This window comes from Stappia sp. ABD4_338, from assembly GCF_056312175.1.
The window spans coordinates 3689799-3715649 of sequence record NZ_CM149982.1; the positions used below are offsets into that span (position 1 = coordinate 3689799).

Here is a 25851-nt window from a genome sequence, read left to right on the forward strand (position 1 = left end):
CCAATGACATGGCTTGGCCCGGACGAGTGGAACGCGGTGCTGCTGTCGCTGCGCGTGTCGTTCTGGGCCACGCTGGTGAGCCTGCCGCTTGCCATCGGCGTTGCCGTCGTGCTCGCCCGCTCGCGCATGCCGGGGCTGCAGATCCTCAACGGACTGGTGCACCTGCCGCTGATCCTTCCCCCGGTCGTCACCGGGTATCTCCTTCTGCTCACCTTCGGGCGCCGTGGTCCCGTCGGAGCCTTTCTGGCTGAGACCTTCGGCATCGTCTTCGCGTTCCGCTGGACCGGCGCGGCCCTTGCCGCCGGCATCATGGCCTTTCCGCTCATGGTGCGCGCCATCCGCCTTGCCGTGGAGGCGGTCGATCCGAAGCTGGAGGAAGCCGCCTCGACGCTCGGTGCCTCGCGCATCCTCGTGTTTCTTTCCGTCACGCTGCCGCTGATCCTGCCCGGCGTGATCGCCGGTGCCATTGTCGCCTTTGCAAAGGCGATGGGCGAGTTCGGTGCAACGATCACTTTCGTGTCGAACATTCCCGGCGAAACCCAGACGCTGCCTTCGGCGATCTATGCCTTCCTGCAGGTTCCCGGCGGCGAGGGTCCCGCCGCGCGCCTCGTGATCGTCTCCATCCTCATCGCGATGACCGCCCTGCTCGCCTCCGAGTGGATGGCACGGGCCGTGGCGCGCCGGATCCGCGGCTCATGAGCGTTTCGCAGACCCCGCCAGCGCTCGACATCGCCGTGCGCCACCGGTTTCCGGGCTTCGCCCTCGACATGAGCTTCACCGCGCCGGATGGCGTGACGGCGCTGTTCGGGCGTTCCGGCTCGGGCAAGACCACGCTGGTCAACGCCCTCGCCGGCCTCTTGAAGCCGGAAGAGGGCCACGTCCGGGTTTCGGGGAAAACGCTGTTCGACAGCCGGAGCCGGGTGATGCTGGCCCCGCACCGCCGCCGCATCGGCTACGTGTTCCAGGATGGGCGCCTGTTCCCCCATCTCGACGTGCGCCAGAATCTCACCTACGGGCGCTGGTTCGCGGCGCGCGCGGGGCGCCGGCCACAGGATGCCGCCGGCGGCTTTTCCCGCGTCGTGGAAATGCTCGGCATTTCCCACCTGCTGGACCGGCGCCCGATGACGTTGTCGGGCGGGGAAAAGCAGCGTGTCGCGATTGGCCGGGCGCTGCTCAGCGCTCCCGACATGCTGTTGATGGACGAGCCGCTTGCCGCGCTCGACGAGGCGCGCAAGGAGGAAATCCTGCCGTTTCTCGACCGCACGACGCGCGAGGCACGGGTTCCGATCCTCTATGTCAGCCATTCGGTGGCGGAGGTCGCCCGCCTCGCGACAACCGTGGTGGTTGTCGACGGCGGCCATGTCGTGCGCAGCGGGTCACCCGGCGATGTCCTCACGGATCCCCGGGCCGTTCCCTCGCTCGGTGTTCGCGACGCGGGTGCCGTGGTCGCCGGGACGATCGTCGCCCAGCACTCCGACGGGTTGAGTGAAGTGCGTCTCACCGGCGGCCGACTGCTGCTGCCCAGGATCGAGGCGCCGGTGGGAACGGGTGTGCGCGTGCGCATCCAGGCCCACGACGTGATCCTGGCGCGCGAGGCGCCCAGCGGGCTTTCGGCGCTCAACATCCTGCCCGTGACGATCACCGACCTGAAGCGGGGCGAGGGCCCGGGCGTCGTCGTTCGTCTGGCCTGCGCGCAGGATCACCTGATGGCGCGCGTCACCCGCCGCTCGGCCGATGCACTGGCCCTTGCCCCCGGCCTTTCGTGCCACGCGATCCTGAAATCCGTTGCCGTGGCACCAGGCGATGTCTGGCTCGCCGAACCGGAGATGACTTCCTAGGCGAGACTCTCGCGGGCCGCCGCGATGCCATCCGCGACATTGTCGGAAAAGCTCACGCGCGGCGGTGCGACGCCGTGGGCCGCAAGGTCGCGGCGCACGGTTGCCCCGGCCCCGCACAGCACGACGACCACACCGCGACGCACCGCCTTGTCGGCAAGCCCCCGGATGGTGTTCGCGCCCGTCGCGTCGAGAAAGGGAACGGCGGACAGGTCCAGGACCAGAACACGGTGGGTGTCGGCGATACGCTCAAGCACCGCCCCGATGGACGCCGCCGCCCCGAAGAAGAAGGCTCCGGTGATGCGGTAGACCACGATGTCCGGATCCGCTGTTTCCGCCTCGTCGTAGGGCGCACGGGCGTCGCCCGCGTCATCCGCCCTGTCCTCTGCCACGAAGGGCGCGTGGCGCTCCACCGCGACCGCCTGCGACATGCGGTGGATGAAGAGCACGGAGCCCAGCGCAAAGCCGACCACGATGGCCTCGGTCAGATCACGGAAAACCGTCAGGCCGAAGGTGACGAGAAGCACCAGCGTCTCGCCACGCGAACTCGCGACAAGCGTGCGGATGGCATGGCGTTCGATCATGTTCCAGGCGACCACCGCAAGCACGCCGGCGAGACAGGCGAGCGGCACGTAGCTGGCCAGTGGCGCGGCCACCGCGATAAAAGCCAGCAGGAACAGGGAATGCAGGATGCCCGCGACCGGCCCATGCGCCCCGGAGCGCACGTTTGTCGCGGTACGCGCGATGGTGCCGGTGACGCAAAAGCCGCCGAACAACGCCGACGCCGCATTGGCCACGCCCTGGCCGACGAGTTCGCAGTTGGAGCGGTGGCGGCGCCCCGTCATGCCATCGGCCACGACGGCCGAGAGAAGCGACTCGATCGAACCGAGGAGCGCAAAGCTCGCGGCACTGGGCAAAACGTCCACCACCTTCGACCAGGAGAAGTCCGGAAGCGCCGGCAGAGGGATGCCGGACGGGATACCGCCGAACCGCGTGCCGATCGTCGCCACGGGAAGGTCGAGGCCATAGGCGACGACACCCGCGCCGACCACGGCCAGGAGAAGGCCCGGCCAGTGCGGCCGCCAGCGCTTGAGCACCAGGATGACCAGGACCGTCGCCGCCGCGAGCCCCATGCTGGCCGGGCTTGCGCCCGGCAGGGCGTCCAGCAGGACAGGGAGCTTTTCCAGAAGCGGGCCGGGCTCGGGTCCATCGAGCGTCAGGCCGAGGAGTTCCTTAAGCTGGCTTGCGAAAATGATCACGGCAATGCCCGCGGTGAAGCCGACCGTGACCGGATAGGGAATGAACTTCACATAGGTTCCAAGCCTCAGGAATCCGACCGCGACGAGCATAAGACCCGAGAGGAAGGTCGCGAGGATCAGGCCGTCCATGCCGTGCTGCTGGACGGTTGCCGCGACCAGAACGATGAAGGCCCCGGCCGGGCCGCCGATCTGGAACCGGCTGCCACCGAGCAGCGAGACGAAGAAGCCTCCAACGATCGCCGTATAGAGACCCTGCGCGGGAGTCGCGCCGGACGCGATGGCAATCGCCATGGACAGCGGCAGTGCGACGATCGCGACCGTCAGTCCGGCGAGCGCGTCGGCCCGCAGATGCGCTCCGCTGTAGCCCTCGCGAAGGACGGTGATGAACTTGGGAGTAAACAGCGCGGCGAAGCTTGCATCATCGCCAGAGGCTGTCCGGGCGGAGGAGGAAGGAAGGCTCATGGGGTCCCTTTTTCCGGAAGCCTCTCGGCTTCCCCGGGTCGCGATATGTCCAGGACCGTGCCGAACGTCATTCCGGTCCGCACGCAAGGGCGCCGGTCCCGGATGAAGACCCGCGTGCGGAGGCTGGCCACAGGCGCCCGGACAGGGACACGAAACCCGTCCGCATGTCAGTCGTTGGCGGCTCCGGGTTCCGGATCGCCACCAACCATGCGCGGCGCGAAGGGGTTCGGAGGCGAGGGCCTTGCGGGCGCCGCCTCGATCAGGCGCACCCCGCGGCCACCCGACAGGCTCGCGGCATTGTCGCCGATCAGTTCCACGCCCGAGCGGTTCAAGGCCTCGACGACGCGGGCGAGCGTATCGACCACGCCGCGCACCTGGCCCTGGCTCGATTCCATGCGCTGGATCGTCGGCACCGAAACGCCCGCCCGCTCGGCAAGCGTCTTTTGATCAATGCCGAGCAGAGCCCTGGCAGCCCTCATCTGGGCAGCGGTAATCATGTGTCCTGTTCCTCGAACCGGGCCTGCGCGAACTCCCGGCCAACTCTCAATCGGCTAGCGGACGAGCTTGCTCAAGTCAACTTTCAAGCATTAATTAAGATATGAAAATCGTACATGATGATATCTGAAATATCAATACTTAAATACAAAACATCACGTCACATGAAGCCATTTCGCTCAGGCCTTCGTGAGACAAGCTCCGTTGCGCGTCGTCTCCCTTGCACCCCAGGCTGGTTCGGCGAAACTCGACGGGATCGCATTTACGCCCCATGGAGGACAATCTTGCCGCAGGGAAATGAAAATGGGAATGCGGAAGAGCACGCCGGCGGCGCAATCGAGTTCTGGTTCGACTTCGGTTCGTCCTATGCCTATTTCGCGGCGATGGAGATCGACGCGCTCGCGGCACGGTGCGACCGGTCGGTTCTTTGGCGCCCCTTTCTGCTTGGCACCGCGTTTCGCCAGACCGGCGCACAGGGCCTTTCCTCCACGCCCCTTAAGAAGGACTACGCCGCCCGCGACTGGGCCCGGCTCGCCCGCGCCCGTGGCATCGCCTTCTCGCCACCTCCCGGACACCCCGCCATCGCGCTTGCCGCGACCCGCGCCTACTACACGCTGGAAGATGCGGATCCCGACCAGGCGCGCGCCTTTGCGCGCGAGGTGTTTCGGCGCGTCTACCAGAGCGGCGACCTCGACACGTCCGACGCCGACCAGGCGGCGGGGCTCGGCGCGGGCTTCGGGATCGACCAGAAGCGGTTGCGCGCCGCCCTCGATGAGCCCGCCCTGAAGGCGCGGGTGAAGGCAATCTCAGAAGGAGCCGTCGCCCGGGGCATCTTCGGCTCGCCCTTCTTCATCGTCGACGGCGAGCCGTTCTGGGGCGCCGACCGCATGGCGATGATGGAAGCCTGGATCGAAACCGGCGGCTGGTAGCCGGCACATTCCGCGCGTTGTACGAGGACATCGCGCGGATCGATGCAAGCACCCTCGCCATTTTCACCAAGAGCCGCTAGACAGGATGCACATTCGGCGCTCCCGACTTGGTCACGCCCCGGCGGCTGCATGGCCGCCAACGCAAAGTCCTCTCCACACCCGGAGCTACCTTAACAACGTATCCACAGACAGCGCATGACGCTGCCCGGACCGGAGCAACCTTCCGCTGCGCAAGATGCAATTCGCGCCGGCGACCCCACTCGAAAGCCGGGTTTGCACCAACCGCGCCCGGCCTTCACCAGCCGGCCCCCTTGCCCTTTTTCCGTGCAACAGGCGTTTTCAGACCGAATTCTTTTGTATACATTGATGCTCAGCGACGGATGGACCCCATCCGCAGCCGAACTGGCGGAGATCCCATGAGCACCAAGCCGAGCAAGCCGGGCCTGCGTTCACGCGCATGGTTCGACAATCCCGACAATCCCGACATGACCGCGCTCTATCTGGAGCGCTACCTGAACTACGGTCTCAGCCAGGAAGAGCTGCAATCGGGCAAGCCGATCATCGGCATCGCCCAGACCGGTTCCGACCTGTCACCCTGCAACCGTCATCATCTGGAGCTTGCCAAGCGCTTGCGTGACGGCATCCGCGAGGCGGGCGGCATCGCGATCGAGTTTCCGGTCCATCCGATCCAGGAGACGGGCAAGCGCCCGACGGCCGCCCTCGACCGCAACCTGGCCTATCTGAGCCTTGTCGAGGTGCTTTACGGCTATCCGCTGGACGGTGTCGTGCTGACGGTGGGCTGCGACAAGACCGCGCCGGCCTGTCTCATGGCGGCCGCGACGGTCAACATGCCGGCCATCGCACTGTCCGTCGGCCCGATGCTGAACGGATGGTTCCGCGGCCAGCGCACCGGTTCGGGCACCATCGTGTGGAAGGCCCGCGAGATGATGGCCGCCGGCGAGATCGACTACGAGGGTTTCGTCGCGCTCGTCGCGTCCTCCGCGCCTTCGACCGGCTTCTGCAACACCATGGGCACGGCCTCGACCATGAACTCCCTGACCGAGGTTCTCGGCATGGAGCTGCCCGGCGGGGCGGCCATCCCCGCCCCGTACCGCGACCGCCAGGAAATGGCGTGGCGCACCGGACGCCGGATCGTCGAGATGGTGCACGAGGATCTCAAGCCCTCCGACATCATGACGCGGGACTCGTTCATCAACGCGATCCGGGTCAACTCCGCCATCGGCGGCTCGACCAATGCCCCGATCCACCTCAACGGTCTTGCCCGCCATCTCGGCGTGGACCTCTCGATCGACGACTGGCAGGCCTATGGCGAGGAAATCCCGCTTCTGCTCAACATGCAGCCGGCGGGCGAGTATCTCGGCGAGGACTTCTACCGCGCCGGCGGCGTTCCCGCCGTTGTGCGCCAGCTCATGGAGCAGGGACTCATCAACGAGAACGCCATGACGGCGAACGGGCAAACCATCGGAGACAACTGCCGCGACGCGGAGATTCTCGACGCCAACGTCATCCGGACCTACGACAAGCCGCTGAAGAAGGCCGCCGGATTCCGCGTGCTGAAAGGCAACCTGTTCTCATCCGCGATCATGAAGCTCTCGGTCGTCACCGACGAGTTCCGCAATCGCTACCTGGAAAACCCGGACGACCCGATGGCCTTCGAGGGCAAGGCGGTCGTCTTCGACGGGCCGGAGGACTATCACGCGCGCATCGACGATCCCGCGCTGGAGATCGACGAGACCACCATGCTGTTCATGCGCGGCGCCGGCCCGATCGGCTATCCGGGCGCCGCCGAGGTGGTGAACATGCGCGCGCCCGACTACCTCATCAAGCGCGGCATCACGGCGCTGCCCTGCATCGGCGACGGACGCCAGTCCGGCACGTCCGGTTCGCCCTCGATCCTCAACGCATCGCCGGAAGCCGCGGCCGGCGGCGGGCTCGCCCTGCTGCGGACCGGCGACCGGGTCAGGATCGACCTCAACAAGGGCACCGCGAACATCCTGATCCCGGACGAGGAACTCGCCACGCGGCGCGAGGCGCTCGAGGCCGCGGGCGGCTATGCCTATCCGCCGCACCAGACCCCGTGGCAGGAGATCCAGCGCGCCGTCGTCGGGCAGATGGAAACCGGCATGGTCCTCGAGCCCGCGGTGAAGTACCAGAGACTTGCACAAGGCAGCGCGGACGGGTCGATTCCTCCCGTCCCGCGTGACAACCACTGATATCTGCATGAACCCCGGCGGACCCTGGTCCGCCGGACACGCGGCCCGCCCCGGCGGGCTTTCAACGGGAGGACCGGAGCGCCCATGCGCATCCTGATTATCGGAGCGGCCGGAATGGTCGGCCGCAAGCTTGCGGAACATCTCATCGCCGAGGGCTCGCTCGGCGGCAAGACCATCTCGACCCTGCACGCCGTCGACGTCGTCAGTCCGGGGCTCACGGCCCGCGACGGCGGCCCGTCGTTGGAACTCGGCACGGCAAACGTGGCCAGCGAGGCCGACGTCAAGGCGCTGGTGGCGAGCAAACCGGACGTGATCTTCCATCTCGCGGCGATCGTCTCGGGCGAAGCGGAAGTCGAGTTCGAGAAGGGCTACGCCATCAACCTGGATGGCACACGCTACCTTCTCGAAGCGATCCGCGCCCATGGGCCGGACTACGCGCCGCGCGTCGTCTTCACCTCGTCGATCGCCGTGTTCGGGGCCCCCTTCCCGGAGAAGATCGGCGACGAGTTCCTTTCCGCGCCACTCACCAGCTACGGCGCCCAGAAGGCCATGGGCGAGCTGATGGTCTCCGACTACAGCCGCAAGGGCTTCATCGACGGCATCTCGATCCGTCTGCCAACCATCGTGGTGCGGCCGGGCAAGCCGAACAAGGCCGCGTCGGGCTTCTTCTCCGGCATCATCCGTGAGCCGCTGGCCGGCATCGAGGCGGTGCTGCCGGTCGAGGACGACGTCCAGCACTGGGTGGCAAGTCCCGCCGCCGCGGTCGGCTTCCTGCTGCACGCGGGGTCGATGGACACGTCGGTTCTCGGCGCGCGCCGCGCGCTCACCATGCCGGGGCTCTCCGTCACCGTCGCCGGAATGATCGAGGCGCTCGAGCGGGTGGCCGGACCCGAGGTCGTCAAGCTGATCCGCCGCGAGCGCGATCCGCAGATCGAGAAGATCGTCGAAGGCTGGCCGCGCGACTTCAACGCGGAGCGCGCGGTGTCGGTGGGCTTCAAGGCCGACGCGGACTTCGACAGCATCATCCGCGCCCATATCGCCGGCGAGAAGGCGGGCGGCTGAGCAGAGCGGATAACCAGGAAAAAGGCGCGCCGCACCGGGCGGCGCGCCTTTACCGGACAAGACGGCTTGGGAGGGCCTTCGACAGATGAGCGAACAGGGGAACAAGGCGGCGGTCGGCTTCATCGGCGTCGGACTGATGGGACACGGCATGGCGAAGAACCTGGTGGAAAAGGGGCATCCCCTCACCATCATCGGCAATCGCAACCGGGCCCCGGTGGAGGATCTCGTCGGGCGCGGCGCGGTGGAGGCGGCCGACGTCGCCGACCTGACCCGGCGCAGCGAGGTCATCTTTCTCTGCTTGCCGGGCAGTCCGGAAGTCGAGCGTATCGTCGGCGAGATTCTTCAGGCGGGCGTTTCCGGCAAGATCATCGTCGACTGCAGCACCTCCAATCCGGTCTCGACCCGCGCGCTGGCCGCCCGGGTCGCCGAGGCCGGCGGCGAGATGGCGGACGCGCCCTTGTCGCGCACGCCGAAGGAGGCCTGGGAAGGGGCTCTCGACGTGATGGCCGGCGCGGACGAGGCGCTGTTTTCACGTATCGAGCCGCTGCTCTCCTGCTTCGCGACGAAGGTCCTTCGGGTCGGAGAACTCGGCGCCGGGCACACCATGAAGCTTCTCAACAACTTCCTGTCGCTCGGATACGGCGCGCTCTACGCGGAGACGCTGGCGATCGGCGCCCGCAACGGCATCGACGCGGCCACCGTTCGCGACGTCATCAGCGGGGGCCGCATGGACTGCGGTTTCTTCCAGACTTTCATGCGGTATGTGGCCGACGGCGACAAGAACGCTCACCGCTTCGCCTTGCGCAACGCGCACAAGGACATGCGCTATGTCGCAAGCCTTGCCAACGAAAGCGGTATCGCCTCCTACCTTTCCTCGGCGGTCAAGAACGGGTACGCCACCGCCGAAGCGCTGGGACATGGCGACGACTACCTGCCGGAGATCGCGGCGATCATCGGCAGGCTCAACGGAGTGGAGTGACGGACGCGGCACGCGCGCACGTCACGCGGCAGATCGGGGGCTCGGGTGACGAAGGGCAAGAGCGGCACGGACAAGGACGAGGCAGGGGGTCCCTCTGCCCCCTCGCGCAGGAGGGCTCCGCGTCGGGACCTCGTGCGCACGCTCGATCTCACCGGCGGCGTGCGTGCCCGCCCGACGCTGCAGGGAATCGCGAAGATGCCGGCGCGCGAACGCGCCTATCACGAGCTCCGCTTCCGTATTCTCGAGGGCCGGCTGCCGCCCGGCACCACGCTTCTCGAGACCGAGGTCGCCAGCCTGCTGTCGCTCAGCCGGACGCCGGTGCGCGAGGCGTTGATCCGGCTCGAGGAGGAGGGGCTGGTCGAGGTCCGGCCGCGCCACGGCATCACCGTCAAGGCACTGTCGCTGGAAGAGATCGAGCAGATCTATCAGGTTTTCTCGACCCTTGAGGTCAAGGCCGCCCAGCTCACCGCACGCCGGGGCATCTCCGACGAGGACCACGAGCGCCTCGACGCGATCCTGACCCAGATGGAACGGGCGACGAAGCGCGTCGACATCGCCCAGTGGTCGGAACTGGACGACCTGTTCCACTCCGAACTGGTCGCGCTTTGCGGAAATCCGCGCCTGACGGGAATGCTCCGCCAGCTCTGGGACATGCAGTACAGGGCACGCAAGGCGATCGAGAAACTGCGCCCGCTTCCCGTCCAGTCGGATGCCGAGCACCGGGAGATCCTGGCCGCGATCCGCGCCGGCGACGTGACGGAGGCAACCCGGCTGCACCAGCGCCACCGCGACCGGGCCGACGCGCTGCTGGTATCGCTGCTCAGCGGCCCCGGCGGACTGCCGTCCGGCGTCTGAGGAACGGGTCGGACGACCCGTGTGAGTGCAAAAACGCCAATTGCCCCCTTTCACAATGTATACCTTGAGCGTAGTGTCGGAGCAGTCAAATCTCACGCCGAGGGAGGAAGGCGTTTCAATGAACAGGATCGATCTCGAGGGCCGCAGGGCCGTCGTCACCGGAGCGGCCCAGGGCATCGGGCTCGCGGTCGCGCGCCGCTTTCTCGAAAGCGGGGCCGAGGTGGTCGTCTGGGACGTGAACCAGGCCGCCATGGACAAGGCGGTGGCCGAGCTGGAGGGAATCGCGCCCGGCAAGGCAAGCGGCCGGATCGTGGAACTGACCGACGAGACGGCCGTGGCCGAGGCAACCGAGGCGGCCGGCGCCCTCGACATTCTGGTCAATAACGCCGGCATCACCGGCGGCAATGCCGTGACCTGGGAACTCGAGCCCGACGTCTGGCGCCGGACGATCGACGTCAACCTGGTCGCCCCCTACATCACCTGCCGTGCGGTCGTTCCGGGCATGATGAAGCGCGGCTACGGGCGGATCGTCAATGTCGCCTCGATCGCCGGCAAGGAGGGCAATCCCAATGCCTCCCACTATTCGGCGAGCAAGGCCGGGCTGATCGCTCTGACCAAGTCTCTCGGCAAGGAGCTTGCCAAGGCGGGCATTCTGGTCAACTGCGTGACCCCGGCGGCCGCGCGCACGCCGATCTTCGACCAGATGACACAGGCGCATATCGACTACATGCTGTCGAAGATCCCCATGGAGCGGTTCCTGGAACCGGACGAGGCGGCCGCGATGATCGCCTGGCTCTCGTCGCAGGACTGCTCCTTCTCGACCGGCGCCGTGTTCGACCTTTCCGGCGGACGCGCCGTCTACTGATCTTCTCTCACCACACAGGACAAGAGACATGAAATTGTTGCGTTACGGCCCGGCAGGGCAGGAAAAGCCGGGCTTGCTCGCCGCCGACGGGTCGATCCGCGATCTCTCGGGCACCGTCGCCGACCTTTCCGGCGACGTGCTTTCGGCCGAGGGGCTGGCGCGGATCGCCGCGCTCGATCCCGCGAGCCTGCCGGCGGTCGAGGGCAACCCGCGCCTCGGCCCGTGCGTCGGCGGAACGCAGAAGATCATCTGCATCGGCCTCAACTATTCCGACCACGCGGCCGAGACCGGCGCGGAGCCGCCGGAGGAGCCGATCATCTTCGCCAAGGCGATCAACGCCCTGTGCGGCCCGAACGACGATGTGGAGATGCCGCGCGGGTCCAAGGCGCTCGACTGGGAGGTCGAACTGGCGATCGTGATCGGAAAGCGCGCCAAATACGTGAGCGAGGCTGACGCCCTCGATCACGTGGCCGGCTTCTCGATCATGAACGACGTGTCGGAGCGCGATTTCCAGACCAAGCGTTCCGGCCAGTGGACCAAGGGCAAGAGCCACGACACGTTCGGCCCGCTCGGCCCCTGGCTCGTGACCCGTGACGAGCTGTCCGACCCGCACAACCTCGACATGACGCTCGACGTCAACGGCGAGCGGCGCCAGACCGGCAATACCAACACGCTGATCTTCAACGTGCCGCACGTGATCTCCTATCTGTCGCAGTTCATGACGCTGATGCCGGGGGACGTCATCTCCACCGGCACGCCTCCGGGCGTCGGCATGGGCATGAAGCCGCCGCAGTACCTGAAGGAGGGCGACGTGATGGAGCTCGCCATCGAAGGACTCGGCAGCCAGCGCCAGACGGTCGTCGCGGCGAAGCCCTGACAACACGCCTCGCGGCCCGGTCGGCACCCCGGCCGGGCCGTCGTGTTTCCGGCACCTAGGTATACATTGGCGCAAAGGGCTCAGAGGCACGAAAGGCTCGGGCGCGGCTGTTGCGGCGCCTGCAGGAACACCACCCCGGACGGCCCGACGGCGGCCCGGGGAGCATGTCTGGAAACGACATGCGAGAGGAACGCGCCCGTCCTGCCTGGGAGGACAGGACGGATGCGCGGGGACGGCGAGGCCGGGGATCTGCATCCGGGCGCCCCGCCCTTCCCGACATGGCGATCCGCGAGGACCGCGACACAATCCATTGGGAGGAAACCATGAACAAACGCAAATTCCTGGGCGCCGTGGCGGCACTTGCCGTCGGCGCGACATTCGCCGCCTCCGTTCCGGCCATGGCGCAGTCCGACTACCCGGCCCGCCCGATCCAGATGATCGTGCCGTGGGGCGCGGGCGGCGGCACCGACGCGGTCGGCCGCGTCTTCGCCTCGATCCTGCAGGAGGAGCTCGGCGTTCCGGTCAACGTGGTCAACCGCACCGGCGGGTCGGGCGTTGTCGGCCACAGCGCCATCGCGACCGCCAAGCCGGACGGCTACACGCTCGGCGTCATGACGATCGAGATCGACATGATGCACTGGCAGGGCCTGACCGACCTCACCTACAAGGACTTCGACATCCTCGCCATGGTGAACGCCGACCCGGCGGGCCTCATGGTCTCCGCCGATTCCGAGTACAAGGACGCGGCCAGCCTGCTCGCCGCGATCAAGGAAGCTCCCAAGGGCCAGTTCAAGGCATCGGGAACCGGCCAGGGCGGCATCTGGCACCTTGGCCTTGCCGGCTGGATGCTGTCGGAAGACCTCGCAGCCGACCAGGTGACCTTCGTGCCGAGCCAGGGTGCGGCCGCGGGCATCACCGACATGGTCGCCGGCGGTGTCGACATGGTTCCCTCCTCCCTTGCCGAGGGACGTTCGATGATCGAGGCGGGCAAGGTGCGTCCGCTCGCGTCCATGTCGGCCGAGCGCCAGGCCATGTTCCCCGACGTCCCCACGCTGAAGGAGGCAACCGGCTCCGACTGGACGCTGGCCGTGTGGCGCGCCATCGTCGCGCCCAAGGGCCTGCCGGAGGACGTCCACTCCAAGCTCGAGGCGGCGGTCGAGAAGGCCTACAACAGCGAGGAATATCGCGACTTCATGACCGGCCGCGGCTTCGGCATGCGGTGGGCCGGGTCCGAGGAGGCCACCAAGGTCATCGCCCAGGACGACGAGAACCTCGGCATGGTGATGAAAGAGGCGGGTCTCGCCAAGCAGTAGGCCCGCGAGGCCATCCGCAGGGCGGGGAGGTTCCGCGCCCTGCGGACACGCGGCCGGCGACCGCCGGCGCGCAAGGAGCAGGGCCGCCGGATGTCCGGCGGCTCGCCGTGCCTCGCAACCGATGGATCCGCCCCATGAAATTCAACGACCTGCTTCTCGGGCTTCTTGTCATTGCCGGGGGCGTGGGGATCTACGTCTCCGCGCTCGACTTCACCCCGATCCCCGGCCAGGCCTATGGCGCCGAGACCATGCCGAGAGCAATCGCCTTTCTGGCCATCGGCGTCGGCCTGTTTCTCTCCGCACGCGCGGTGATGCGCGCCGAGCGCGTGCCGCGCCTGTCCCTTGCCGACTGGGCGCACTCGCCCCGCTCGCTTGCAAGCCTCGCGCTGACCGTGGCCCTCGTCGTCGCCTACATCGTGTTTTCGGACAATATCGGCTTCGTGCCCATGGCCCTCATCGTCATGGTGACGCTCATGCTGACCCTCGGCGCCAGGCTGATCGTCTCCGTGCCGGCGGCCATCATCGCGGCCGTGGTCATCCAGGAGGCCTTCGGCGGGCTTTTGCTCGTTCCGCTTCCGCCCGCAAGCATCCTCGGTTTCCAGTGGTGAGGTTCCCGCGATGATGGTCTTCGCCCAGGCTCTCGAGCTTGTCTTCCAGCCGCACGTGCTCGCCGTCATTCTCGGCTCGGCCTGTTTCGGAATGTTCGTCGGCGCGATTCCGGGGCTTTCCGCCACCATGGCGACGGCCCTTCTGGTTCCCGTCACCTTCTTCATGGATCCGGTGCCCGCCATCGCCTCCATCGTCACGGCAACGGCCATGGCGATCTTCGCCGGCGACATTCCGGGCGCCCTGCTCAGGATGCCCGGCACGCCGGCGAGTGCGGCCTATGTGGAGGAATCCTACAGGCTCACCCAAATGGGCCGCGCCCAGGACGGACTCGGCGCCGGACTGTTCTTCTCCGCCCTTGGCGGCATCGTCGGCACCATCGTGCTCGTGACCGCGTCGCCAGCCCTTGCCGAGATCGCGCTGAAATTCTCCTCCTACGAGTATTTCTGGCTCGTCGTGCTGGGGCTTTCCTGCGCCATCTTCATCTCGCCCGGCTCCGTCCCCAAGGGGCTGATCTCGCTCGTCATCGGGCTTTTCGCGGCAACGATCGGCATCGACAACCCGGCCGGTCAGCCCCGCTACACCTTCGGCAACATCGAGCTTCTGGCCGGCATCCAGTTCATTCCGGCCATGATCGGGCTTTTTGCCGTGTCCGAGATCTTCCGTGCGGTTGTGAACCGCACGGACCGTCCGCGCCTGGAAAACCGCATGAGCGACGGCATTCTCGTCAGCCAGTTCCGCAATCTCGTGCGTTATCCGGTGCAGGCCCTGCGCGGCAGTCTGACGGGCACGGCCATCGGCGCGCTGCCGGGCGCCGGGGCCGACATCGCCGCATGGATCTCCTATGCCGTCTCGAAGAAGTTCTCCAGGACGCCCGAGAAATACGGCAAGGGTCATGTCGAGGGGCTGGTGGAGGCCGGCGCCTCCAACAATGGCGCGGTGAGCGGCGCCTGGATCCCGGCGCTCGTCTTCGGCATTCCCGGCGACAGCATCACCGCCATCGTGATCGGCGTGCTCTACATCAAGGGCATCAACCCGGGGCCGATGGTCTTCATCAACGACCCGCAGATGATCTACGCCGTGTTCGTCGTGTTCTTCCTGGCGAACCTGATCATGATCCCGCTCGGATGCATCGCCATCAAGGGCGCCAGCACCCTGCTCTCCATCCCCAACAGGGTGCTGATGCCGATCATCCTGATCTTCTGCATCGTCGGCTCCTTCGCGATCAACAACTCCATCTTCGGCGTGCTGCTGATGCTCATCTTCGGCGTGCTCGGCTTCATCATGGAAGAGAACGACATTCCCATCGCCCCGGCGATCCTGGGCCTCGTTCTCGGTCCGATGCTGGAGCAGAACTTCATCACCTCGATGATCAAGTCCGACGGCAACCTGCTGGCCTTCTTCGAACGCCCCATCGCCTGCGGCCTCGGGCTCTTCACCATCGCCGTGTGGTGCCTACCCCTCGTCATGGGGCTGATCGCAAGACGCAAGGCGCGCGCCGGGACACAGGGCGCGTGACCTGATCTGTGGTTCTTTCGGGGCTTTCCGGTTCGACCTGCCCCTGACTTGCGGCCCGCCGGCGTGTCCCGCGGGCCGTTTTTTTGCACGCCGTTGCGTGCCGGTGGAACCGAAGCACGATGATGCGGGGCCGGAGCCGCCCGCACCGGTGGCGCACTGGTGTCCCGCCCGGATGTGCCCGTCATGCCTCTTCACTCTGTTTGCCGGCAGCCTCACGCCAGAGCCCGGCCCTCGCTTCGTCTTCGTGAGAGGCCGGCACCCGCGCTCACGGGGCACGCGTACGAAAAGGGCGGCGGGTCACCCCGCCGCCCTTCCCAAAGGCGTTCGTTCCGGTCCTCGCCGCCCTTTCGTGAAAGGGGCGACCAGCCGGGTTACTCCTTCACCGCGCCGGTCATGGACGAGACGTAGTAGTCGACGAAGAAGGAATAGAGGATCACCACCGGCAGCGACCCGAGCAGGGCGCCCGACATGAGTGCGCCCCACTCGTAGATGTCGCCACGCACCAGTTCCGTCAGGACGCCCACGGGCACCGTCTTGTTCTCCGAGGAGGAAATGAACGTGAGCGCGTAGATGAACTCGTTCCACGACAGGGTGAAGGCAAAGATGCCGGCCGAGATCAGGCCCGGCACCGCGAGCGGCAGCACCACCTTCGTCAGGATCTGCCAGCGGTTCGCCCCGTCGACCAGCGCGCTTTCCTCCAGCTCGAAGGGGATGGTGCGGAAGTAGCCCATCAGCAGCCAGGTGCAGAAGGGAATGAGGAACGTCGGATAGGTCAGGATCAGCGCCAGCTTGCTGTCGAAGATGCCGACGTTGAAGACGATGAACGCCAGAGGAATGAACAGGATCGACGGCGGCACGAGATAGGCCAGGAAGATCATCAGTCCGGTGACGCGCGCGCCCGTGAAGCGCACCCGTTCGATGGCATAGGCCGCCAGGACCGATGCGAAGAGCGAGATGACGGTCGAGGCAACCGAAACCAGCATCGTGTTCCACAGCCAGCCGGGATAGGACGTCTCGAAGAGCAGGTACTTGATGTGCCTCAGCGTCGGCTCCACCACCCAGAAGGGGCTGTAGTTCTCGTAGTCGGTGAGCTGGAAGTTCGGCTTCACCGCCGTGATCGCCATCCAGTAGAACGGGAAAAGCATCACGAAAACAAAGCACGCCAGCGGCAGATAGATGACGATGATGCGGCGCGGCAGCGTGTTGAACTGGTCCATGCCCTCGACATTGTCGGCGGCAACGCTTCGCTGCGGGGCGGCGGTCTGATCGGTCATGATTGAAGGCTCCTCCTGTCGCGCGTCAGTCGCCGCTGCCCTGCTGCCACTTGCGCCGCTGCAGCCCGAGATAGCTGAACATGATGGCCGCCAGCAGGAAGGGGATCATGGCAACCGCGATGGCCGCACCCTCGCCGAGCTGACCACCGGGAATCGCGCGCTGGAACGAGAGCGTCGCCATGAGATGGGTCGCGTTGACCGGCCCGCCGCGCGTCAGCACGTAGATGAGCTGGAAGTCGGTGAAGGTGAACAACACCGAGAAGGTCATCACCACCGCGATGATCGGGGAGAGCAGCGGCAGCGTGATCTTTCTGAACCGCTGCCAGGACGTCGCCCCGTCCAGGGCCGCAGCCTCGTTCAGCGACTGCGGGATCGTCTGCAGTCCGGCCAGCAGCGAGATCGCCACGAAGGGGATGCCACGCCAGACGTTGGCCGCGATCACCGAGGCGCGCGCGTTGGTCGGATCGCCGAGGAAGTTGATCGGCTGCGAGATCCAGCCAAGCTCCATCAGCACATAGGAAATGATCGAGAACTGGCTGTCGTAGATCCACCAGAACGCCATCGCCGAAAGCACCGTCGGCACCACCCAGGGCAACAGCAGAACGGCGCGGAAGAAGGTCTTGAACGGCAGGTGGTTGTTGAGGATCAGCGCCAGCCAGAGGCCGAGCGCGAACTTCAGGATCGAGGCCACGACCGTGTAGAGCATGGTGTTGAACACCGACAGCCAGAAGATCGGGTCATCGAACAGCCACTCGTAGTTCTCGAGGCCGATGAAGACACCCTCGCGCCCGATGCGCGTATCGGTGAAGCCGAGCCAAACACCAAGGCCCAGCGGGTAGGTCAGGAAGCACAGCAGGACGATCGCTGCCGGCAGCATGAACAACAGGCCGAGGCCGTTGCGGCTTTCGAAGAACCGCCTGATCGGCGAACGGGGGCCGGACGGCGACGTATCTGCAAGCGGCGTGGTGGCCATGAGGGGAACGCCCTTTCCTCACGCGAAACGATGGAGAGCCTGCCCGCGCGAAACCGCCGGCACGTGGCCGCGCGGCATGGCGTCCGGGCGATACGCCGTGCCGGGCTGCGCGCCCGGCACGGCGTTGTCTGGATCCGGCCTTAGCGGTAGTAGCGGGCGATGCGCCGCTCCGCGTTGGCGATGGCCTCTTCCGGCGTGCGCTGCCCGGTGACGGCCTCGGCGAACATGTCGACCACCACGTAGTCGGCCATGACGCCGGCCGATGCCGGGCCGAGCGGGCCGGCATAACCGTTCGGCCGCAGGGTCGCGGACGCGTTGGCATAGGCGGCATGAGCCGGATTCGAGGTCCACACGGGATTGTCCGCGAAGGCCTTGAGCGGCTGGCAGCAGTAGGCGCTGGCGCCTTCCAGCCACTTGTTCATCTGCTCCGCCTGATACATGAAGTTCAGGTAGGCCTTGGCGGCATTCGGATACTGCGAATGCTTGAAGATCGACAGCGTCGTCGTCTGGTGCAGCTCCACGGACTTGCCGACCGGACCGATCGGAAGGTTCGTGGTGCGGATATCCTCGGCGATCTCCTTGAGCGCCGGGTCATTGGCCGCAGCGTAGTAGAGCGAGACGCCGTTCGCCGTCAGCGAGACCTGACCTGCCAGGAACGCGCGGTTGTTGTTGATGTCGAGCCAGCTCTCCGTTCCAGGAATGAAGGTCTTGTAGAGCTCGATGGCGTATTCGATCGCGGCCTTCGTCTCGGGCGAGTTGATCGCCACCTTGCCGTTCTCGTCGACGGTCATGCCGCCATGGCTCCACAGCAGCCAGTGGGCATAGTTGTTGCCGTCGCCGACCGCCTTGCCGTGCGGGAAGCCCGCGGGCGTTCCCTTCGCCTTGAGCGCCTTGCAGAGCTCCAGGAAACCGGCCGTGTCCTTGGGGAACTCGTCGAAGCCGGCCGCCTTCATGTGGCTGTCGCGGTAGCAGATCGCATTGGCGATGGCGCAAAGCGGCAGCGCGATGAAGGTGTCGCCCTGGCGGGCATAGCCTTCCAGGCCCTCGTACCAGCCGCCATACTGGTTGCCCAGTGCGGTGGCGAGGTCGGTCACGTCCACAAGCTTGTCGGGATACTGGAACGGATCGTCGAACCAGGTCATGACGATGTCGGGGCCCGAACCCACGTTCGCCGCCACGGCCGCCTTGGGACGCACGTCCTCCCAGCTCTCCTGATCGATGCGCACATCGACGCCGGTCGCCTCTGTGAAGGCGGCGGTGTTGGCGTTCCAGGCGTCCTCCTCGCCCTTCACGAACGGCACCCAGCGCAGCAGGCGCAGCGATGCGCCCTCCTCGGGCTGGAAGGTGGCGGCCGCCGCCTGCGCCATGGCCTTGCGGCTGGCGAACGGACCGGCAAGGGCACCGCCCAGCGCCACGGCCGCCGATCCGGACAGGAACGTGCGGCGGTCGAGCGAGAAGCCCCGCCTCGGGTCGAAGATCTTGGGATCATTGGTCATTGCAATTGTCTCCTCCTGAACTGGGGCGCGGTCGGCATGGCCGCGCCGGCGGTCTTTCGCCGCCTGGGTGACGGGTCCCCGCAAATTCGGGGCCCGCCTTGCCCGCGCGTCCTCCCAAACGCGCGGGAAACCCTTAGACCGACAAGCGCTTGCCGCCCTCGGCATCAAACAGGTGCACGGCCTGCGGGTCGATCGAGACGTGGATCTCCTCACCGGGCGTGGCGGAGATGCGCTCGCGAAAGACGCAGGTCATCTCCTTGCCGTCGAGAAGCGAAACCACATGGGTCTCCGAGCCGGTGGGCTCGACGACCTCGACCTTCAGCGCCACGTCGCCGCCAAGATGGATCGCCTCGGGGCGAATGCCACAGACGAGCTTCTGTCCCGGCGTCGCACTGCCGGGGTTGGCGACCGAAATGCGCGTCCCCCCGCTGGTGACGAAGGTTCCCGGCGCATCCGCATCGAGTTCGCCGTGGACCATGTTCATGGCCGGCGACCCGATGAAGCCTGCGACGAACAGGTTTTCGGGCTTGTCGTACAGATCGAGCGGGGCGCCCACCTGCTCCACGATCCCGTCGTGCATCACCACGATCTTATCGGCCATGGTCATGGCCTCGATCTGGTCGTGGGTTACGTAGACGGTCGTGGTCTGAAGCCGCTGGTGCAGGTTCTTGATTTCCGTGCGCATCGACACGCGCAGCTTCGCGTCAAGATTGGACAGGGGCTCATCGAACAGGAACACCTGCGGATCGCGCACGATGGCGCGGCCCATGGCCACACGCTGGCGCTGTCCGCCCGACAGTTGTCGCGGATACCGCTCGAGCAGGTGCGTCAGCCCGAGAATCTCCGCGGCGGGACTGACCTTTGCCGCGATCTCGGATTTCGACGCCCCCTTGAGCATGAGCGAGAAGCCCATGTTCTCGGCGACCGACAAATGCGGGTAGAGCGCGTAGTTCTGGAACACCATGGCGATGTCCCGGTCCTTGGGCGGCAGGTGATTGACGGTCTTGTCACCAATCAGGATCTCGCCCGAGGTGATGTGTTCGAGTCCGGCCAACATTCGCAATAACGTCGACTTTCCGCAGCCCGAAGGCCCGACAAGAACGACGAACTGCCCCTCCTCGATGTCCACCGTTACGCCATGCAGGACTTCGACCTGACCAAACGCCTTGCGGACATCGCGAAACATAACAGGGGCCATTAAGGTCCTCCCTCCTTAATGTATCCATTAAGGTATAGTGTCCGCATTTTTCCCCAAGCGCAACACAGGTTTTCGCTTTTTTTGCATCGCTTTTCGTCGAGCGGCATCATGCGCCACAAGGTATGCAAAAGCGCAAGTTGCCCGGAAGCGCTCCCGCCTGCGGAATCCCGGCGTGCCGGAACGCGGTGATCCCGCGGGCGGGAAGCCGGGGCCGTGTCAGGCGGGCGCGAAGGTTTCCTCCATCTCGCGGCGGAAGCGGACCGCGGTATCGGTCGTGTCGATCGCCACGTCGTCCCAGGTCAGCATCGCGCCCTCGGCGACGTCGCGCACCAGCTTCACATGCGCGGCGAGGCCGAGCGGCAGCCGGTTGCCGGCAAGCGAGCTGGCCGCCGGCTGCTGCTTGCCCCAGACCGTCGCACCGCCCTCGCCGTCGAGCATCTCTCCGGCCTTCAGGTCGCGCTTGGCGGTCGCCACCACGTCGGCGACAAAGCCGGCCGGCGACCCGGTCGGCTCGCGCCTGAGCGCCACGGAAGCAACCGAAACGCCCAGTTCCATCCCGATCATATGCGTGGGACGGTACAGGGCGGCGAAGCGCCCGCTGTCATCCTCCAGCATGTGGTATTCCTGGAAGCAGCGGCGGGCATAGTCCGTCTCGCCCTCGATCACCACATAGGTGCCCATGGCAAGGTGATGGGGGATATCCTCGCCCGCGCGGGTCAGCGAGGAGACGACTTCCGTGGTGCCGGTCGTTTCCAGCGACCCGCCGAACGCCTTCGGACGCAACACGCTGGACAGCTCGAAGCGGCTCGCGGGCGGGAAGGTGAGACCGTCCGGCTGGGACACCAGCCCGGTGGCATTGCACACGGCCGCCATCTCGATTCCCGACTTGGTACCATCCAGGAAGGAGTTGAACATCTTCGGGTTGATGAGGCTGCAGTCGGTGATGTGCAGATACTGAACCAGCACGTCCCAGACGGTGTCCGGCGTGAGCTGGTGGTAGGCCGGCAGGTAGCGCGTCCCCTTGCCGGCGCACACGACGTGGAAGCCGCAGGCGCGCGCCCAATCGACGTGCTCGCAGATCAGCGCCGGCTGGTCGCCCCAGGCGAGCGAATAGACGAGACCGGCACTTTCGGCACGGCGGGCAAGCAGCGGACCGGCCAGCACGTCCGCCTCCACATTGACCATCACCAGATGCTTTCCGGCCTCGATCGCGGCAAGCGCATGGCGAATGCCGACCGCCGGATCGCCGGTCGCCTCGATCACCACCTCGATGCGGGCATCGGAAAGCACGCGGGCGAGATCATCCGTCACATGGGTCGCACCCGACGCCATTGCATCGTCAAGGCTTTCCGCCGCCGACTGCTCTTCCGGCCAGCCACAGGTGGCCAGGGTGCGCCGGGCACGGGCCGGATCGAGATCGACGATGGCCGCCACCTGCACGCCGGTCGTGAGCCGGGCCTGGGTCAGATACATGGAACCGAACTTGCCGGCGCCGATCAGCGCGACCCGCACGGGACGCCCCTCGGCGGCACGAGCCGCGAGCATTCGAGACAGATTCATGTTTGTCGTCCTCCCTTTCGCGTCAGAGTGGCGGCAAACCGGCTTGCGTGACAAGGGCCGACGTGCGACCCCGATTGCAGGCATTCCTCACAAGAGGCAACGAACCGGGAGGCTTCCATGCCGGCGGCGACACCCTTCCTGATCCTGCTCGGAGGCGAGCTTTCGCCAGGGCCGCGCCTTGCTGCCCAGATCGAGGGCGCGCGCGTCATCGCCGCCGATGGGGGAATGCGCCACGCGGCCACGCTCGGTCTCGTTCCCGAACTCTGGGTCGGCGACTTCGATTCCTCTGACACGGCGCTGAAAGCGCGGTTTTCCGGGGTCGAACGGGTGGAGCATCCGGTTGCCAAGGACATGACGGACGGCGAACTGGCCATCGAGGCCGCGCTGGAACGCGGCGCCGACCGGCTCGTCTTCGCCGGCGCGCTTGGCGGCGAACGTTCCGACCACGCGCTCCAGAACCTGCTGCTCGGCGTCGCCGCCGCGCGGCGTCACGCGGTGCCCGTGCTCATGACCAGCGGACACGAGGAGGCCTGGCCGGTCCTGCCGGGCGGCCAGACGCTCGACCTTCCCGAAGGATCGCTGTTTTCCGTGCTGGCGCTGAGCGATCTCGAGGAGCTCACGCTTGAGGGCGTGCAATGGCCGCTCACCCGCCATTTCGTGCCGATGGGCCATTCGCTGACGCTCTCGAACCGGGTCGGCCCCCGCGGCGATGGCATCGGCGTGACCCTTGGCGCGGGCACGGGCGTCCTGCTCGCCCGGCCCTTCGACCTCGCCGGCTGAGCGCGACCGCTCGCATCGCGGCCACTCACATGGTGTCGGTGCTTTCCCGCGACCAGGACGTCATGCGCCGTGTCACGGCCGAAACCGCCGCGTAGAGAACCACGGCGAAAAGCGCCAGCACGAAGAGACTGGCGAACATCAGATCCGTCTTGGCGCGGCCGTTGGCGAGAAGCATCAGGTAGCCGAGCCCCTTCGACGCGCCGACCCATTCGCCGATCACGGCACCGATGGGCGCATAGACCGCCGCCAGCCGGAGGCCCGAGCCGAAAGCCGGAAGCGCTGCCGGAAACCGTAAGTGGATCAATGTTCTGGAAGGCGTCGCCCCCATGGTGCGGGCCAGGTCCAGCAGGCCCGCATCGGTGCGTCGCAGCCCGTCGTAGAAGGTCGAGACCACGGGGAAGTAGATAATCAGGAGCGCCATGGCGATCTTGGACGCCATGCCATAGCCGAGCCACAGCGTCAGGATCGGCGCGAGGGCGAAAACCGGCACCGCCTGGCTGAAGACCATGATCGGCAGCGCGATGCGCCGGGCCGTCGGCGACACCATGAGGTGCAGCGCGGTCGCGGCTCCCAGCCCGGCCCCCACCACCAGGCCGATCAGCACTTCGGCGATGGTGACGGTCGCGTGATCGGCAATGAGACCGGCATTCGCGACAAGGGTTTCTGCCACACGCAAGGGACCGGGCAGGATGAAGGCAGGCACCTGCGTCACCCAGACAATCCCCTGCCACAGGGCCAGCACCACGATGGCGGCAATCACGGCATCGCCCACGCGAGCGCGGACGCCGCGCGGGGAAAAATCGTCGCGGGCGCTCATGCGGGCTCCCCTTTCAACGCACGGAACAGACGGACCTGCATGTCGATGGTCTCGGGCGCGTCGACCGCGCGGATGGGCGGCAGGCCGGGTGCCGCGACCTCATCAAGCCCCTGTTCCGAAAGGATGAAAATCGCATGACCGAGACGCACGGCCTCGGCCGGATCATGGGTCACGAGCAACACCGTGCGCCCTTTCAGCGTCTCGAAGGCAAGCTCCTGCATCTCGGCGCGCGTGCGGGCATCGAGTGCCGCGAAAGGTTCATCCAGCAGCACCACCGGACGGTCCTCCATCAGCACCCGGGCCAGAGCCACGCGCTGACGCATCCCCCCCGAGAGGCTTGCCGGGCGCTTGTGGGCGTGCTCGCTCAACCCGACCCGTTCGATCAGCGCGCGGGCGCGTGCCATGTCGGCCCGCTCCCCCCTGAGCCTGGCGCCGAGCGTGACGTTTCCGGTAACGTCGAGCCAGGGGGCCAGCAGGTCCGTCTGCGCCATGAAGGCGACGCGGGTTTCGACCCGCTCGCCGTCATCCGCCACGATGGTTCCGGAGAAGCGGCCACCGGTGTCGAGCCCGGCCAGCAGGCGCAGGACGGTCGACTTGCCGACGCCGGACGGCCCTAGGAGGCAGGTCCAGCGGCCGGCGCCGAGCGTCAGATCCAAGCCGGAAAAGAGCGGCCGGCCGGCATGATCGAAATCGCCGGCAAGCCGGATCTGTGGCGGATGGGTCACGCGTCGGGCTCCGGCACCGCTCCGCCGCGCAAGCCCATGTCCCAAAAGCCGATTTCCAGCTCGGTCGCGGTCCTGAACCGGCGCGAGAGATGTCGCCAGCGCGGCACGGACGCAGGCTCCGCGCCGAGCCGGTCGGCGGCGGCCTGCTCGAGAAGGCTCGCCACCCGGTGGCAGACATCGATGTAGTCCGGGCTCGAGTAGGTGTCGATCCAGGCCCGGTAGGGCGTGTCGGGCGACGCTTCGCGAGCCAGGCGCAGCCCGATCTCGCCGTAACCAAGCGCGCATGGCGCAAGCGCCGCCACCAGGTCGAGGAAATCTCCGGTCAGCCCCGACTCGATCACATAGCGGGTGTAGGCGAGATTCTCCCGCTCCTCGGCGGCCTGTTCGAGCGCCCGCTCGCTGATGCCGGCCTCGGCGCAGACACCGACGTGAAGCTGCAGTTCGGTGTTCAGAAGCGCATCGACCGTGCCGGCGGCAAAACGCGCCTCGGCCGGAGTTTCCGATTTCACCACCGCGAGCGCCCAGGCACGGGCGTAGTGATGCAGGAAGACATAATCCTGCACGAGATAGTGCAGGAAATTCTCCCGGGGCAGGCTTCCGTCGGACAGACCCGACACGAAGGCATGGCGTGTGTATGCCTCCCAGGCCGGGCCGGCCTCCGCCTTGAGCCTGTCAAACAGGGGTGAGCCGAAACCCGTCGCGGTTTCAACGCTCTGGCGATCCGTCATCGTCATCGTTTTCCCTCCTCTCGTCGGTTCGCTCGACGGCGTCAGCGCGCGGTGATGTCGATGGCGATATCGGAGACCGGACGCTCGGTCTCGATCAGGTCGTTCTCCTTCAGAAAGGTCTCGAACCGGGCATAACGGCCCTCGTCGAGCGCGGCGGGGCGCAGCGCGAACCGGCGGATCGTCTCCGCGAAGGAGCGTTTGTTGAGTTCGTCGTCGAGCTCCGGCGCGTAGCCCGCATAGATCTCGAAGCTCTTGTCGGGATGGTTCATGATGTACTGGGTCGCGCGCTCGGTCGCATCGAGGAACCGGCGGACCTTGTCCGCGTCCATGGTGTCCGGATTGGCCACGTAGATCAGTTCGTCATAGGGGGGGACACCCTGCTCCTCGATGAAGAAGCAGCGTCCCTTCACACCCTCCAGTTCCATCTGGATCAGCTCGACATTGCGATAGGCGCCGATGACCGCGTCGACCTGTCCGGACATGACGGAGGGCGCGAGCGACCAGTTGACGTTGACCATCTCGACCTCGTCGGCGGAGAGACCGGCACGGGCAAGAAGCGCGCGCACCTGCGCGGTCTCGACACCGGAGACCGAGTAGCCGATCTTGCGGCCCTTGAGGTCGGAGAGCGCCCTGATCGGACCATCGTCCTTTACCATCAGGCAGTTAAGCGGCGACGCGATAAGCGTTCCGACCCGCTTCAGCGGCAGTCCTTCGGCGATCTGGAGATGGATCTGCGGCTGATAGGAGATGGCAAGATCGGCCTTTCCGGCGGCGACCAGCTTGGGCGGCGCGGACGGATCGGCGGGCGCGACGATCTCGACATCGAGGCCGGCCTCATCGAAATAGCCGAGTTCCTTGGCAACGATGATCGGGCCGTGATCCGGGTTGACGTACCAGTCGAGCAGCAGGCTCATCCTGTCGGCGGCGGAGGCCGACAGGCTCGTGAGAAGTGCGAAGGCCAGGGCCGTTCCGGCCAGTCCTGCAAGGCGACGCATGGGTGTTCCCTCCCTG

At 66.6% G+C, this 25851-nt stretch carries 24 protein-coding genes and 1 pseudogene; 14 read left to right on the forward strand and 11 right to left on the reverse strand.

Annotated features, from left to right (window positions below; all coding sequences use genetic code 11):
- Nucleotides 1-3: 3 nt before the first annotated feature.
- Nucleotides 4-699, forward strand: a complete 696-nt coding sequence (gene modB, locus ACYX4S_RS16580) for a molybdate ABC transporter permease subunit (protein ID WP_293719313.1) — start codon at nt 4-6, stop codon at nt 697-699.
- Nucleotides 696-1838, forward strand: coding sequence for a molybdenum ABC transporter ATP-binding protein (modC, locus tag ACYX4S_RS16585; RefSeq protein ID WP_476360996.1), 1143 nt, complete (start codon nt 696-698; stop codon nt 1836-1838). Before modB ends, modC begins: the two co-directional genes overlap by 4 nt.
- Here the strand turns inward: modC and ACYX4S_RS16590 are convergent.
- Both ACYX4S_RS16590 and ACYX4S_RS16595 read right to left on the reverse strand, forming a co-directional pair.
- Nucleotides 1835-3556, reverse strand: coding sequence for a SulP family inorganic anion transporter (locus ACYX4S_RS16590; RefSeq protein WP_476360997.1), 1722 nt, complete (start codon nt 3554-3556; stop codon nt 1835-1837). The two genes, modC and ACYX4S_RS16590, sit on opposite strands and share 4 nt — an antisense overlap.
- Nucleotides 3557-3723: 167 nt before the next feature.
- Nucleotides 3724-4053 carry a helix-turn-helix domain-containing protein gene (locus ACYX4S_RS16595; protein WP_476360998.1) on the reverse strand — a complete coding sequence of 110 codons (330 nt, stop codon included), beginning with the start codon at nt 4051-4053 and terminating at the stop codon, nt 3724-3726.
- A gap of 282 nt (nt 4054-4335) precedes the next feature.
- Here ACYX4S_RS16595 and ACYX4S_RS16600 point away from each other — a divergent pair, with 282 nt between their 5' ends.
- The 11 genes and pseudogenes from ACYX4S_RS16600 to ACYX4S_RS16650 all read left to right on the forward strand — a co-directional run bounded on the left by ACYX4S_RS16600 (nt 4336) and on the right by ACYX4S_RS16650 (nt 15289).
- Nucleotides 4336-4980: a DsbA family protein gene (locus ACYX4S_RS16600; protein WP_476360999.1), complete on the forward strand. Its 645-nt coding sequence runs from the start codon at nt 4336-4338 to the stop codon at nt 4978-4980.
- Between the two features lie 416 nt (nt 4981-5396).
- A complete protein-coding gene (locus ACYX4S_RS16605; protein WP_476361000.1) occupies nt 5397-7214 on the forward strand; it encodes an IlvD/Edd family dehydratase in 1818 nt (605 codons plus the stop codon).
- Between the two features lie 84 nt (nt 7215-7298).
- Entirely contained in the window at nt 7299-8276 is a 978-nt protein-coding gene (gene denD / locus ACYX4S_RS16610) for a D-erythronate dehydrogenase (RefSeq protein ID WP_476361001.1), read from the forward strand.
- A 76-nt stretch (nt 8277-8352) separates the two neighbouring features.
- Nucleotides 8353-8847: pseudogene (locus ACYX4S_RS16615) on the forward strand (NAD(P)-dependent oxidoreductase); the annotation flags it as partial.
- The gene (locus ACYX4S_RS16620) at nt 8821-9255 is read left to right on the forward strand and encodes an NAD-binding protein (protein WP_476362884.1); all 435 of its coding nucleotides are present in this window, start codon (nt 8821-8823) and stop codon (nt 9253-9255) included. The pseudogene ACYX4S_RS16615 and the gene ACYX4S_RS16620, both read left to right, overlap by 27 nt.
- A gap of 45 nt (nt 9256-9300) precedes the next feature.
- Entirely contained in the window at nt 9301-10110 is an 810-nt protein-coding gene (locus ACYX4S_RS16625) for a GntR family transcriptional regulator (RefSeq protein ID WP_476361002.1), read from the forward strand.
- 118 nt (nt 10111-10228) lie between these two features.
- Complete coding sequence (locus ACYX4S_RS16630) at nt 10229-10975, forward strand: SDR family NAD(P)-dependent oxidoreductase (protein WP_422067577.1); 747 nt, start codon at nt 10229-10231, stop codon at nt 10973-10975.
- 28 nt (nt 10976-11003) lie between these two features.
- Nucleotides 11004-11852, forward strand: coding sequence for a fumarylacetoacetate hydrolase family protein (locus tag ACYX4S_RS16635; protein WP_293720185.1), 849 nt, complete (start codon nt 11004-11006; stop codon nt 11850-11852).
- Between the two features lie 323 nt (nt 11853-12175).
- Complete coding sequence (locus ACYX4S_RS16640; RefSeq protein ID WP_293720183.1) at nt 12176-13165, forward strand: tripartite tricarboxylate transporter substrate binding protein; 990 nt, start codon at nt 12176-12178, stop codon at nt 13163-13165.
- A 134-nt stretch (nt 13166-13299) separates the two neighbouring features.
- Complete coding sequence (locus ACYX4S_RS16645; RefSeq protein WP_476361003.1) at nt 13300-13773, forward strand: tripartite tricarboxylate transporter TctB family protein; 474 nt, start codon at nt 13300-13302, stop codon at nt 13771-13773.
- 10 nt (nt 13774-13783) lie between these two features.
- Nucleotides 13784-15289, forward strand: coding sequence for a tripartite tricarboxylate transporter permease (locus tag ACYX4S_RS16650; protein ID WP_293720177.1), 1506 nt, complete (start codon nt 13784-13786; stop codon nt 15287-15289).
- A gap of 371 nt (nt 15290-15660) precedes the next feature.
- On the opposite strand, the gene ACYX4S_RS16655 is transcribed toward ACYX4S_RS16650, so the two are convergent.
- The 5 genes from ACYX4S_RS16655 to ACYX4S_RS16675 all read right to left on the reverse strand — a co-directional run bounded on the left by ACYX4S_RS16655 (nt 15661) and on the right by ACYX4S_RS16675 (nt 21790).
- Entirely contained in the window at nt 15661-16563 is a 903-nt protein-coding gene (locus ACYX4S_RS16655) for a carbohydrate ABC transporter permease (RefSeq protein WP_422067575.1), read from the reverse strand.
- A gap of 25 nt (nt 16564-16588) precedes the next feature.
- Entirely contained in the window at nt 16589-17440 is an 852-nt protein-coding gene (locus tag ACYX4S_RS16660) for a carbohydrate ABC transporter permease (protein WP_293720329.1), read from the reverse strand.
- Between the two features lie 236 nt (nt 17441-17676).
- Nucleotides 17677-19032 carry an ABC transporter substrate-binding protein gene (locus ACYX4S_RS16665; protein WP_476361004.1) on the reverse strand — a complete coding sequence of 452 codons (1356 nt, stop codon included), beginning with the start codon at nt 19030-19032 and terminating at the stop codon, nt 17677-17679.
- Nucleotides 19033-19165: 133 nt separating this feature from the next.
- Nucleotides 19166-20230 (reverse strand): ABC transporter ATP-binding protein, encoded by a 1065-nt coding sequence (locus tag ACYX4S_RS16670; RefSeq protein WP_476361005.1) that lies wholly within the window; start codon nt 20228-20230, stop codon nt 19166-19168.
- A 216-nt stretch (nt 20231-20446) separates the two neighbouring features.
- The gene (locus tag ACYX4S_RS16675; protein ID WP_476361006.1) at nt 20447-21790 is read right to left on the reverse strand and encodes an NAD(P)H-dependent oxidoreductase; all 1344 of its coding nucleotides are present in this window, start codon (nt 21788-21790) and stop codon (nt 20447-20449) included.
- A gap of 117 nt (nt 21791-21907) precedes the next feature.
- Here ACYX4S_RS16675 and ACYX4S_RS16680 point away from each other — a divergent pair, with 117 nt between their 5' ends.
- On the forward strand, nt 21908-22570 hold the full coding sequence (locus tag ACYX4S_RS16680) for a thiamine diphosphokinase (protein WP_476361007.1): 663 nt from the start codon (nt 21908-21910) through the stop codon (nt 22568-22570).
- Between the two features lie 25 nt (nt 22571-22595).
- Here ACYX4S_RS16680 and ACYX4S_RS16685 read toward each other — a convergent pair whose 3' ends face one another.
- The 4 genes from ACYX4S_RS16685 to ACYX4S_RS16700 are packed head-to-tail and all read right to left on the reverse strand — an operon-like array spanning nt 22596 to nt 25835.
- Complete coding sequence (locus tag ACYX4S_RS16685) at nt 22596-23387, reverse strand: ABC transporter permease (protein ID WP_476361008.1); 792 nt, start codon at nt 23385-23387, stop codon at nt 22596-22598.
- Entirely contained in the window at nt 23384-24112 is a 729-nt protein-coding gene (locus ACYX4S_RS16690) for an ABC transporter ATP-binding protein (RefSeq protein ID WP_476361009.1), read from the reverse strand. Before ACYX4S_RS16690 ends, ACYX4S_RS16685 begins: the two co-directional genes overlap by 4 nt.
- On the reverse strand, nt 24109-24846 hold the full coding sequence (locus tag ACYX4S_RS16695; protein ID WP_476361010.1) for a TenA family protein: 738 nt from the start codon (nt 24844-24846) through the stop codon (nt 24109-24111). Before ACYX4S_RS16695 ends, ACYX4S_RS16690 begins: the two co-directional genes overlap by 4 nt.
- A 35-nt stretch (nt 24847-24881) precedes the next feature.
- Complete coding sequence (locus tag ACYX4S_RS16700; protein WP_476361011.1) at nt 24882-25835, reverse strand: ABC transporter substrate-binding protein; 954 nt, start codon at nt 25833-25835, stop codon at nt 24882-24884.
- Between the last annotated feature and the right edge of the window lie 16 nt (nt 25836-25851).

Coding starts and splice junctions, on each gene's coding strand:
- modB (WP_293719313.1), top strand. CDS start 4: ATGACATGGCTTGGCCCGGACGAGTGGAACGCGGTGCTGCTGTCGCTG.
- modC (WP_476360996.1), top strand. CDS start 696: ATGAGCGTTTCGCAGACCCCGCCAGCGCTCGACATCGCCGTGCGCCAC.
- ACYX4S_RS16590 (WP_476360997.1), bottom strand. CDS start 3,556: ATGAGCCTTCCTTCCTCCTCCGCCCGGACAGCCTCTGGCGATGATGCA.
- ACYX4S_RS16595 (WP_476360998.1), bottom strand. CDS start 4,053: ATGATTACCGCTGCCCAGATGAGGGCTGCCAGGGCTCTGCTCGGCATT.
- ACYX4S_RS16605 (WP_476361000.1), top strand. CDS start 5,397: ATGAGCACCAAGCCGAGCAAGCCGGGCCTGCGTTCACGCGCATGGTTC.
- denD (WP_476361001.1), top strand. CDS start 7,299: ATGCGCATCCTGATTATCGGAGCGGCCGGAATGGTCGGCCGCAAGCTT.
- ACYX4S_RS16630 (WP_422067577.1), top strand. CDS start 10,229: ATGAACAGGATCGATCTCGAGGGCCGCAGGGCCGTCGTCACCGGAGCG.
- ACYX4S_RS16635 (WP_293720185.1), top strand. CDS start 11,004: ATGAAATTGTTGCGTTACGGCCCGGCAGGGCAGGAAAAGCCGGGCTTG.
- ACYX4S_RS16640 (WP_293720183.1), top strand. CDS start 12,176: ATGAACAAACGCAAATTCCTGGGCGCCGTGGCGGCACTTGCCGTCGGC.
- ACYX4S_RS16645 (WP_476361003.1), top strand. CDS start 13,300: ATGAAATTCAACGACCTGCTTCTCGGGCTTCTTGTCATTGCCGGGGGC.
- ACYX4S_RS16650 (WP_293720177.1), top strand. CDS start 13,784: ATGATGGTCTTCGCCCAGGCTCTCGAGCTTGTCTTCCAGCCGCACGTG.
- ACYX4S_RS16655 (WP_422067575.1), bottom strand. CDS start 16,563: ATGACCGATCAGACCGCCGCCCCGCAGCGAAGCGTTGCCGCCGACAAT.
- ACYX4S_RS16660 (WP_293720329.1), bottom strand. CDS start 17,440: ATGCTGCCGGCAGCGATCGTCCTGCTGTGCTTCCTGACCTACCCGCTG.
- ACYX4S_RS16665 (WP_476361004.1), bottom strand. CDS start 19,032: ATGACCAATGATCCCAAGATCTTCGACCCGAGGCGGGGCTTCTCGCTC.
- ACYX4S_RS16670 (WP_476361005.1), bottom strand. CDS start 20,230: ATGGCCCCTGTTATGTTTCGCGATGTCCGCAAGGCGTTTGGTCAGGTC.
- ACYX4S_RS16675 (WP_476361006.1), bottom strand. CDS start 21,790: ATGAATCTGTCTCGAATGCTCGCGGCTCGTGCCGCCGAGGGGCGTCCC.
- ACYX4S_RS16680 (WP_476361007.1), top strand. CDS start 21,908: ATGCCGGCGGCGACACCCTTCCTGATCCTGCTCGGAGGCGAGCTTTCG.
- ACYX4S_RS16685 (WP_476361008.1), bottom strand. CDS start 23,387: ATGAGCGCCCGCGACGATTTTTCCCCGCGCGGCGTCCGCGCTCGCGTG.
- ACYX4S_RS16695 (WP_476361010.1), bottom strand. CDS start 24,846: ATGACGATGACGGATCGCCAGAGCGTTGAAACCGCGACGGGTTTCGGC.
- ACYX4S_RS16700 (WP_476361011.1), bottom strand. CDS start 25,835: ATGCGTCGCCTTGCAGGACTGGCCGGAACGGCCCTGGCCTTCGCACTT.